Origin of the sequence: Streptococcus sp. DFI.7.26 (genome assembly GCF_022240605.1) — a bacterium.
Lineage (GTDB): Bacteria > Bacillota > Bacilli > Lactobacillales > Streptococcaceae > Streptococcus > Streptococcus xiaochunlingii.
The window spans coordinates 22,567-32,401 of the sequence record NZ_JAKOGN010000016.1 but is presented as its reverse complement, the minus strand read 5'-3'; the positions used below and the strand labels follow the sequence as shown (position 1 = coordinate 32,401).

Genomic DNA, 9,835 nt, shown 5'->3' with positions numbered 1-9,835 from the left:
CAGAAATATATAGTCTTAAAGTATGTCCACTGCCAATGGTTTTTTCAATATTTAAAAGGAGAGAACCAATTTGGTCCTCTCCAGGGTATAATTTTCCACCAACCCACTACAGTTGACAAAGAGCCGTTATTCTCAAATGAGACAACTCCTTTTAGTTTTTATAACCTCAGCTTCTCGGTCTCTTACCTACTTTTAATAGAAAGACTACGAAGGACGATTCTTAAAGTAGTCAGATTGTGCAATATCGAAAGATTAGATGGGCTTAACCAATTTAACAACCCAAATCCAATTAAACTTCCATTTATTACAACTGTTTCTTGAATATTTCTTTGAATTAATTTCTGCAACGATTCAGATAAAGAATTCAATTCCTCGAAGAAATCTAAACGATTATCTAATAATAAAATATCACTCATCTGCTTAGAAATATCAGCACTTTCATTCATCACAACCCCAATATCTGCAAGCGTCAAGGCAGCAGAGTCGTTTAACCCGTCTCCAACCATCAAAATAGTTCGGCCAGCTTTCTGTAATTCCTGAACCAACTGAAACTTACCATCTGGTTTTAAATCAGTATAAACGTTGTCAAATGGCAGATCTTTAACCAACTCTTCTGTTCTAGCCAACGTATCACCAGTTGCCAGAATCAGTTTTTTCCCTTGGCGCTTTAGCTTTTTCAATGCAACTTTCGCCTCGCTTCTCAAGGGAGTGTGGATACAAAACATCCCAATTAATTCTTTCTTATAAGCCAAAAACAATAAATTGTAATGAGTCTTATATTGCTCAATCAAGGCCAGCTGCTCAGAACTAATTCTTACCTGTTCGTCTTGCATTAGTACATAATTTCCAATGACAACCGATTGACCATCAATTTGCGATTTAATCCCTTTGCTTGCAACATACTGAAGCTTGCCATGCATTTCTTCGTGTTCAATGCCTTCAATTTCAGCTTGTTTAACAATTGCATTGGCAATAGGATGATAGATATGTTCCTCCAAACATGCACTTATTCTTAAAATATCTTTCTCAGTATAATCTCCGAAAGGAAGAACCTTTTCAACCAAAGGATAACTCGTCGTGATGGTACCCGTTTTATCAAACAAGAAAGTATCCACTTCCAGATATTTTTCTAATACATCACCATCTTTAATAACCATTTCTCGATTTAGACCTTCCTTTATGGCCGTAAGGTAGGCTACAGGTGTGGATATTTTTAGAGCACATGAAAAATCCACCAATAAAAAGGAAATGGCTTTTGAAAACGAACCTGTTAACAGATAAGTCAAACCAGCACCTAAGAAGTTATATTTTACAACCTTGTCTGCCATCCTAATAAAATGACGTTGTTTTGTCTTCTTACTCTCTTCAGATTTTTTCATCAGATTAATGAGTTGCAAAATACGACTGTTTATCTGATTATCAGTCACACGAATTCTTAACTCTCCTGTTTCCAAAACAGTATTCGCACATACAGAATCTCCCTCTTTCTTTTCAACAGGGAAGCTCTCTCCAGTCAAGGAACTCTCATTGACCATGCCTAATCCTGAAACCACTTGGCCGTCAAACAAGATTTCATTACCTTGGGAGACAACTAATACATCACCTACTTGAACATCAGAACTCTTGATGCTGATGACCATGTCTCCCCGCACTAAGAAAACATCACTTTCTTTAGCAAGAAGGCTTTGTTCCAAATCTGTTGCTGTTTTTTTTAAAGACCACTGATCCAGATGATTACCCAAATCAAGCATAAACATGATGTTGCTAGCTGTCTTGGATTGGTTCATAAACAAGGACAACAAAATGGCCGAACAGTCCAAGACCTCCATGGTTAGTTCCTTGCGCGCTAAAGTTTGATAGGCTTCTTTGACATAACCCAAAGCCTGATAACAAGTCCAAATATAACGAATAGGGTAGGGTACAAAACTTCGAAACAGCAAACGCTTAATCGCTGCACCCGATACAATTGAATAAGCACTCTCTTCTCTACGAATGGGAAGAGTCATCAAGTCCGAAACTTTCCCCTTGTCAATTTTTTTTAAAAAGGCCTCTGCATTTTCTAATACAGAGAAGCCTTCTTTCATACGTAGAGTAAAGTGCTGCTGATCCATATAAAACTGAATAGAGTCGATCCCTTTTTCATCTTTAGCCAAGGAACGAAGATAATCTTGAATATCCAAGGTCAGTGAAAACGAGGACGATAATCGGATATGTTGATATCCTCTGTGTAGCACTTTAAAAGACATATTATTCACCTGTCAGGCTATCTAATTGTTCTTCTTTCTTTTCCTGTTCGTATAAATATTTAGCGTCTTGTAAAACATCATCACCGTGTTGTTTTACAACAGAAACAGATGCATCCAGTCCATCTTTCAATTTGTAAGCTTTAGCCAAGGCCTTAGAATAGCCTTTCTTAGCTTCTTTACTTGCTAAGACTTTCAAGCCAAGCGTCCCAAATGCTACCCCTCCTAAGAAGAGAGATGATTTTTTCGCAACTTTTGCGACGTTTAATACTTCTTTTAACATGTTTATTTCCTCCTTGTAACTATTGTAGCGAAAAATGACAGCAAAAGCAATTGCTGATATCTGATATATAGATAAAATTCTCTATACTGATATTTAATTATATTATGATGAAAACAATATACTTTATTTTTTGATACTGTCAATAATTATGTGTAAACACTTAAGTAGAGTTACGGAGTGTTAATTAAATAAGCTTTCAAGTGTATCAGAACATTGACCAAACCCTTTATGGATTCGTTGACTTTGCTTGAAATTATAATCTTCAAACAACGTAACTAAGTAACGTTCCAGAGCCTCCTCATTAGGAAAAAGAACCTTCTTTTTCGTTTGATGTTTGATTTCTTTGTTAAGAGACTCAATGAGGTTTGTCGAATACATGCTGTGCCAAATCTGGTAGGGAAACTGATAAAAAGTTAAAAGATTATCCGTCTTCTCCAGACTTTCCATGACTTTCCTATACTTTGGTTTCCATTCGGCGAGAAAGTCCTCTAAAGCTTGTCCTGCCATTTCTAAATTTTCAGCACGATAAATCATTATAAATTGCCCCAGAATAACCGCTCTATCTGCTCGTTTCACTTTACTAGCTAGATTTCGACTAATATGAATTAAGCAACATTGTTGTTTAGCTAATGGGTGAGCCTGACTGATAATCTGCTCAAGCCCCTTAAAGCCATCTGTAACTACAAGAGAAATCTGTTGGATTCCTTGGTTTTGAAGCTTGTCTAACAGGGTGGACCAAGAAGCATTGTTTTCTTGAGGCAACTGTGCATAGCATATCTCTATGCGACTAAAGTCGCTAGAGCTATCCTAATTGCGCACCGCCAGTTCTCATAGAAAAAAACACCTTGCAAGATGCAAAGTGTTTTCGTTTGTATTCTGCTGTCCAGCAACGAATTAACGTTTAGAGAACTGGCTAGCTTTACGAGCCTTTTTCAAGCCTGTTTTCTAGTATTTTTATATCTATTGGCAGATTATCCGACTTATCCCCATCAACATCTGACTCTAACTCAACCTCTGAAGAAATCCTAATATTGCGTACTTTGATATATTCGATATTATTGTTACCTACTAGATCCCCTTTTTAATAAATCTGGGATAGCCGATAATTTAGAAATGATGGATGAATCCTTTAAAATCAAGATATTTCCATATTCATCTGTATTTTCATCAAATAGTTTTTTGTCTGCATAGTAATTGGATAGAAGAACTAAGACCTGAGTAGCTTCACCTTCATAATTGCCATTTTTGCTTTCAAAAGGTAATAATTGCTTGTTCATAGCTTGGCGAATCAGTTGCACCAGCCAAATTAATTGTCTTGACCGACGAATAAAGCGACTTCTTTCAAGGATTCGACCATAAGGAAACAGTTGGCAGATTCTATAAAAGTGTCGATGTGATTCGGCACGCTCATCAGACTCGCTACACAGAGCTGGTACATAATATCTGCTATAATTTTCTGGAAGATTTGGTCAAGCGGTCTTTTAGCCGTGTGACAGGCATACAGGAAAAACACCATTTATTGACTTTTTGCACGGGTGGCTTTAAGATGTTGCTGGACGCCTTTCTTGATAATCACTCAGAGTCGCCAGAGTGTCTGGCCCGAGATATGGCAAGGATATACCGCTGCCTGCACCAGTCCTTCGACGCTGACAAATTGCGACATATCATGTAAATTGTCGCATAAAAGTAGTTTCAAAAAAAGAAAAATGTGTTATAATGTATGTGTAATTTTTAGAAAAGAGGTACTAACTATGGAAAACCTAGTAGTTTCAATCTTTAACACTGAAAGCGAAGCTTATCAGTCCTTTGCGGATTTGAAGGCTTTCCGCCAAACTCAGACGACCAAGGTTGCTCAAATCGCCTTGGTCAAAAATGAAAACGGTCATATCGTTGAAAAAGAACGCTATGACTTTGAAGATTCAACGACGGATGCAGCCCTAAAAGGTGGCTTGCTCGGTGCAGTTATCGGGCTTTTGGGTGGTCCTATCGGCGTCTTGTTTGGTTATGGTATGGGTAGCCTCTATGGTTTGGCTGCTGGTGATGCCATTGATACGGCAGAAACTGGCCTGATTGACGTTGTTTCTCAGAAATTGACTAACGGTGAAACAGCCGTTGTTGCCTTGGTGCAAGAAGACAACGAAGCAGTCATCGATGCTTACTTCACCAAGTACGACACCCAAATCATGCGTTGGGATGTAGCAACCGTCGTAGCCGAAATCGAAGCAGCTCTGCAAGTCCAAGAAGACCTCTACAACCAGGCACGTGCACAAATGAAGGCTGAACGTAAAGCCGAACGCAAGGATAAACTTGAAGAATTCAAGGCAAATGTCAAAGCAAAATTTGACAAATTGAAAGCCTAACGTCTAAGCGTCTCATAAATTTAAATGTGACTGAGACACCATTTAAAATTTATGTGCGTCGGATTCTCACAGTTAAATAATTGCGTTGACAAAGCCGTTACAGCCGTTCTTCCATTCTTTGAAAAGAATGTTTAATAGACAAGAAATCTGGACTAGTATTGGTCTGGATTTTTTTGTGAATATAGAGGTCATAGCTTTTTGACTATGCTTCGTTATAATTAGAAAAATTTTAAGTTTTATCAAGATGAAATCAGTCAGACGAAGACATCCCGAATTAGCACCAGCATCACCACACAAACTAAGACATACTGGTGCTACTCTTGCTAAACAAGCAGGTGTTTCTCTTGAAGCCTTCTCAGAAGCTCTTACTCATAGTGATAAAGAGATTACAAAAACTTACGTTAATATCAAAGATAAAGTCAATCAGACTGTAGGTGATATTGCTTTTCGTAGTTTAAAAAATTGATGGGGTGAATATGGGGTGAATTTTGGGGTGAACTTTGATTTTTTGAAACAAAAAAGACATCCAAGAAATAATTCTTGAATGTCTGTAAACGTTGATATAATCGTATTGATTAACGTTTTGAGAATTGTGATGCTTTACGAGCTTTCTTAAGACCTGGTTTCTTACGTTCAACTTTACGTGAGTCACGTGTAAGAAGTCCTGCGCGTTTCAATGAATCGCGGAAGTCTGGGTCTACTTGAAGAAGGGCACGAGCGATACCATGACGGATAGCTCCTGCTTGACCAGCGTATCCACCACCTACAACGTTAACGAAAACGTCGTATGAACCTGCAGTTGAAGTAACTGCGAATGGTTGGTTAATTACAAGACGAAGGTCAGCGTGTGGGATGTACTCTTCAACATCTTTTTTGTTAACAGTGATTTTACCAGTTCCTGGAACAAGGCGAACGCGTGCAACAGCGTTTTTACGACGTCCAGTACCTGCATATTGTGCTTGTGACATACTTTATTGTTCCTTTCCTTAGATAAGTCCTGAAATATCAAGAACTTCTGGTTGTTGTGCAGCGTGAGTGTGCTCAGCTCCAACGAATACTTTCAATTTCATACCTTGAGCGCGGCCAAGAGTATTGTGTGGAAGCATACCTTTAACTGATTTCTCGATCAAACGTACTGCATTTTTAGAACGAAGTTCACCAGCAGAGATTGATTTCAATCCACCTGGGTGGTTTGAGTGAGTGTAGTAGATCTTATCAGTTGCTTTTTTACCAGTCAATTTAACTTTTTCAGCATTGATAACGATTACGAAGTCACCTGTATCAGTGTGTGGTGTGAATGTTGGTTTGTTTTTTCCGCGAAGTACGCTAGCAACAACTGCTGAAAGGCGTCCAAGAGGTACATCAGTTGCGTCAACAACGTACCATTTGCGTTCTACTTGGCCTGGTTTAGCCATGAATGTAGTTTTGTTCATGATTTCTCCTATATGAATATCGTTTTTGTTTACAGGGCGGATGTTCCGGTCCGCGGGGTATTTGAAAGGTTCCGGGGCCTTACAAATGGGGTAAACAATACCGCCTACTATTGTATCAAATTTTTCAAATAAAAGTCAACCGATTTGAAAAATTATTTGCGATTTTCTTTTCCTATAACAAAGCCGATGAGAGAATTAGGACCAACGTGGGCAGCAATGACGGGACCTAGCGGCATAATCAAGACTCGGGAGATAGCTGGATTCTCCAACAATTGAGCCTTGAGTTCTTCTGCTCCTGCTAGATCATCCGTGTAAGAAACCAAAGCTGTACTGTGGCCAATATCTTCCTGGATAAGTGAGAGCATTTCCCTCATGGCTTTTTTACGTCCACGAACTTTGGCTATAGGAGCTAACTTGCCTTCTTCATCAATCCAAAGAAGGGGCTTAATGTTAACCAAACTTCCGACGATAGCTGAACTCTTAGAGAGGCGCCCCCCTCTCATGAGATGGTAGAGATCATCCACCAAGAAATAAGTCCGCAACTTAGGAGCCACTTCCATTAGTTCTTCCTTAACTTGATCCAAACTCTTGCCGGCATCACGCGCCTCAACTGCCAGCATAGACAAGTAGCCTTCTCCAATCCCTGCCGCTTTTGGATCGATGATTTCGATCACAGCTTCTGGGTAGTCTTCAAGGACCAAGTCTCTCGCCATGACCGCACTCTGGTAAGTCCCTGATAAGACTGAAGAAAAGGCGATATAAAGGAGATTTTCCTTGCGTTGAGCATAACCTTTGAAAATCTCTTGGAATTGCCCAACATTGACCTGACTGGTCGTTGGTTTAGCACCCTTTTGCATCTCTGCTAATAATTGGGGGCTGGTGAGTTTGTCTGGACCCACTGTCTCATAATGAGTCCCATCGATTTGGATTGACAAACCGACGATCTCTACATCATGCTCCTGTGCCCATCTTTCATCTAAATCTGCAGTTGAATCTGTTAAAATTTTAAAGGTCATTTACTTGCTCCCATCTCTTTTTGTAGTTGACGTAGGCCCTCTTGGTCAAAAGGCCGTATCGGTGGTTTTTGATCGTTGACGGCTCCTCGCGCCTGGTTCAAGTCGGCCTTGACAACGGCAACTCTCTTCTCCAGCTCCCGCGCCGAAACACGAAGTGCTCCTTGAGCAAAGACCGTCCATTGCTCATTCAAGTCACTCGTCGCGACTGATACTTGGTGAAGGGGTGTATTGAGCTCTGCTGCCAAACGTTCAATGTAGTCATCGGCGGTCTCCTCCTCCGCTGTGAAGACCACTTGGACCTGAAATTCTTCATAGGTCTGGCGAATCCCTGGCATGTATTGGGCATCAAAGACACAAATCACGCGAATGCCTTCAAAGCTGGCATAGTGGCTCAGTTTCTCTAGGAGGATCGTTCGTGCAGCATCTAGCTCACTCTTCTTAAAGAGTTGGCGGGTCTCCTGCCAGAAGGCAATCATGTTGTAGCCGTCCACTAACAAAATCTTTTCTTTCATCGACTGCCTCCTTCCTACGATTTCCCTCTATTATAGTTTGTTGCGAAAGACCTCATACATAAGGATCGCTGCGGCGACACTGGCATTCAGACTTTGGACATGCCCCTGCATCGGAATCGTAATCATTTCATCCACTTGCTTTTTAATATTGGTCGAAATGCCCTTGCCTTCGTTTCCAATGATGAGGGCTAGCTTCCCACTGGTATTCCATTTGTGAGAAGGCGTCCCGTTCATATCGGTTCCAAAAATCCAAAAACCTGCTTCTTTGAGCTTATCCAAGGTTTGGCTAAGGTTGGTCACCCGTGCAATGGGAACATGCTCCACTGCTCCAGTTGAGGTCTTGGCGACAACTGGGGTCACCCCAACAGCACGGTGCTTGGGAATGATGACTCCCGCTACCTGAGTAGCATCGGCTGTTCGGAGAATGGATCCTAAGTTATGCGGATCGGTCAAACCATCCAAAATTAAGAGCAGGGGATTGTCTTGATTAGCAACCTGGGTCAAGATCTCATTCAAGTCCGTATAGGCAAATTCCGAAACCCGCAAGACAAAACCTTGGTGGACAGCCCCTTCTGTCATCTCTTGCAAGGTCTTCTTAGGAGTCCAAGAAATGGACACCTTTTTATCTGCTGCCAGATCCTTGATTTTTTCTACATTTTTTCCACGCAAATCGTCCTGGATATACAATTTATTTCCTGTATTTGCGATCAGTGCTTCTGTGACGGCATGAACACCGTAAACAATATCGTTTTTTTCCATGAAACTAGTATAACACAATTGCCATATCTGGTGAAACATTTGGAGTAGCCCAGTTTGCTTGTGGTATAATAAAACTAGTATAGAAAAAGGAAAGAATCCGCATTATGCCACTTATTCACCGAACCATCAAGATGGTCCTCGCCACCTGTTTAGCCATCTTGCTTGCAGAGTTTTTAGGTCTGACCTACGCCACCTCTGCGGGAATCATTGCCATCCTCAGCATTACCGATACCCGTCGAAGTACAGCTAGATTGGCTTATAATCGCTTTATGTCCATGCTTCTCGCCCTGTTCCTTGGTAGCTTAGCCTTTCAGATTCTCGGCTACAATCTCTGGGCCCTTGGTTTTTATCTAGCCACTTATATTCCCCTCGCTTTTCTACAAGGCTGGGAAATCGGCATCACACCAAGCTCTGTCCTGGTTACCCATCTCCTGCTAGAAAAATCCACTTCTATAGCTTTATTGGGAAATGAGGTTTCCATTTTCCTGATTGGAACCAGCTTTGCTCTCCTTGCCAATCTCTATATGCCTTCTCGACAGGAAGAAATTGATCGCTATCACGAAATTGTCGAGGAGCAACTCAAAAAGATTCTTTACCGTTTTGCAGAATTTCTCGGAAAAGGAGATGGGAGCAACGATGCCAGCTTGATTCGTGAGCTAGATACCATTTTAAAAGAAGCACTCGATCTAGTGTATCTAGACCATTCCAACCACCTCTTCCACCAGACCAACTACCATATCCACTATTTTGAGATGCGAAAGCGTCAAAATAATATCCTGCGAGACATGGCCAACAACGTCAATAACTGTCAATTAGCCGCGAGCGAGAGTCTTATTTTGGCCCAACTCTTTGCAAAAACAGCCAGCCAGCTCAGTCAGGAAAATCCAGCTCAATTCCTGCTTGATGAAATCAATCGCTATCTAGCAGTCTTTCGTGAACGGCCTCTCCCTCGATCTCGTCAAGAATTTGAAACCCGAGCGACCCTTTTGCAACTCCTCCGAGACCTTGAAACCTTCATCTCCATCAAGGTGGAATTCTATCAAAATTACCAGGAGGAACTGCAAGCATAAGGTCTTCTTCAGATACAACAAATAAGAGACTGGGAAGTTTTTCCCAGCTTTTTTTCTTTGCTATTAATCTGGAACGAATTTTAATCAGAAAAACCTTCTTATATATTGAAAGCGCTGTCACAAAGTGTTATGATAGGGGTGCATACATGCAAAGAACAA

The 9,835-nt window shown here is 40.9% G+C and carries 11 protein-coding genes and 2 pseudogenes; 3 read left to right on the top strand and 10 right to left on the bottom strand.

Annotated features, from left to right (window positions below):
- Window positions 1–182 precede the first annotated feature (182 nt).
- The 5 genes and pseudogenes from L0M85_RS09255 to L0M85_RS09235 all read right to left on the bottom strand — a co-directional run.
- Window positions 183–2,246, bottom strand: a complete 2,064-nt coding sequence (locus L0M85_RS09255; protein WP_002893754.1) for a heavy metal translocating P-type ATPase — start codon at window positions 2,244–2,246, stop codon at window positions 183–185.
- A gap of 1 nt (window position 2,247) precedes the next feature.
- Entirely contained in the window at window positions 2,248–2,526 is a 279-nt protein-coding gene (locus L0M85_RS09250) for a DUF6110 family protein (protein WP_002893755.1), read from the bottom strand.
- A gap of 180 nt (window positions 2,527–2,706) precedes the next feature.
- Window positions 2,707–3,309, bottom strand: a complete 603-nt coding sequence (locus L0M85_RS09245; protein WP_255260894.1) for a transposase — start codon at window positions 3,307–3,309, stop codon at window positions 2,707–2,709.
- Window positions 3,310–3,445: 136 nt separating this feature from the next.
- Window positions 3,446–3,779, bottom strand: a pseudogene (locus tag L0M85_RS09240) (diacylglycerol kinase family lipid kinase); the annotation flags it as partial.
- An 18-nt stretch (window positions 3,780–3,797) separates the two neighbouring features.
- Window positions 3,798–3,923: pseudogene (locus tag L0M85_RS09235) on the bottom strand (IS982 family transposase); the annotation flags it as partial.
- Between the two features lie 354 nt (window positions 3,924–4,277).
- Between L0M85_RS09235 and L0M85_RS09230 the strand changes: the two are divergent.
- Window positions 4,278–4,886 (top strand): DUF1269 domain-containing protein, encoded by a 609-nt coding sequence (locus L0M85_RS09230; protein ID WP_238656912.1) that lies wholly within the window; start codon window positions 4,278–4,280, stop codon window positions 4,884–4,886.
- A 244-nt stretch (window positions 4,887–5,130) separates the two neighbouring features.
- Complete coding sequence (locus tag L0M85_RS09225) at window positions 5,131–5,352, top strand: tyrosine-type recombinase/integrase (protein ID WP_002893762.1); 222 nt, start codon at window positions 5,131–5,133, stop codon at window positions 5,350–5,352.
- 109 nt (window positions 5,353–5,461) lie between these two features.
- Here the strand turns inward: L0M85_RS09225 and rpsI are convergent, their stop codons facing one another.
- The 5 genes from rpsI to rlmB form a co-directional block, all read right to left on the bottom strand.
- Complete coding sequence (rpsI, locus tag L0M85_RS09220) at window positions 5,462–5,854, bottom strand: 30S ribosomal protein S9 (protein WP_002893764.1); 393 nt, start codon at window positions 5,852–5,854, stop codon at window positions 5,462–5,464.
- A gap of 18 nt (window positions 5,855–5,872) precedes the next feature.
- Complete coding sequence (gene rplM / locus L0M85_RS09215) at window positions 5,873–6,319, bottom strand: 50S ribosomal protein L13 (protein ID WP_002876943.1); 447 nt, start codon at window positions 6,317–6,319, stop codon at window positions 5,873–5,875.
- 152 nt (window positions 6,320–6,471) lie between these two features.
- Window positions 6,472–7,335, bottom strand: a complete 864-nt coding sequence (locus L0M85_RS09210; RefSeq protein ID WP_238656911.1) for a DegV family protein — start codon at window positions 7,333–7,335, stop codon at window positions 6,472–6,474.
- A complete protein-coding gene (locus tag L0M85_RS09205) occupies window positions 7,332–7,847 on the bottom strand; it encodes an NYN domain-containing protein (protein ID WP_006595602.1) in 516 nt (171 codons plus the stop codon). Before L0M85_RS09205 ends, L0M85_RS09210 begins: the two co-directional genes overlap by 4 nt.
- 30 nt (window positions 7,848–7,877) lie before the next feature.
- Window positions 7,878–8,606, bottom strand: coding sequence for a 23S rRNA (guanosine(2251)-2'-O)-methyltransferase RlmB (gene rlmB, locus L0M85_RS09200; RefSeq protein WP_006595601.1), 729 nt, complete (start codon window positions 8,604–8,606; stop codon window positions 7,878–7,880).
- Between the two features lie 104 nt (window positions 8,607–8,710).
- Here rlmB and L0M85_RS09195 point away from each other — a divergent pair, with 104 nt between their 5' ends.
- Window positions 8,711–9,676 carry an aromatic acid exporter family protein gene (locus L0M85_RS09195; RefSeq protein WP_238656910.1) on the top strand — a complete coding sequence of 322 codons (966 nt, stop codon included), beginning with the start codon at window positions 8,711–8,713 and terminating at the stop codon, window positions 9,674–9,676.
- Window positions 9,677–9,835: the final 159 nt, after the last annotated feature.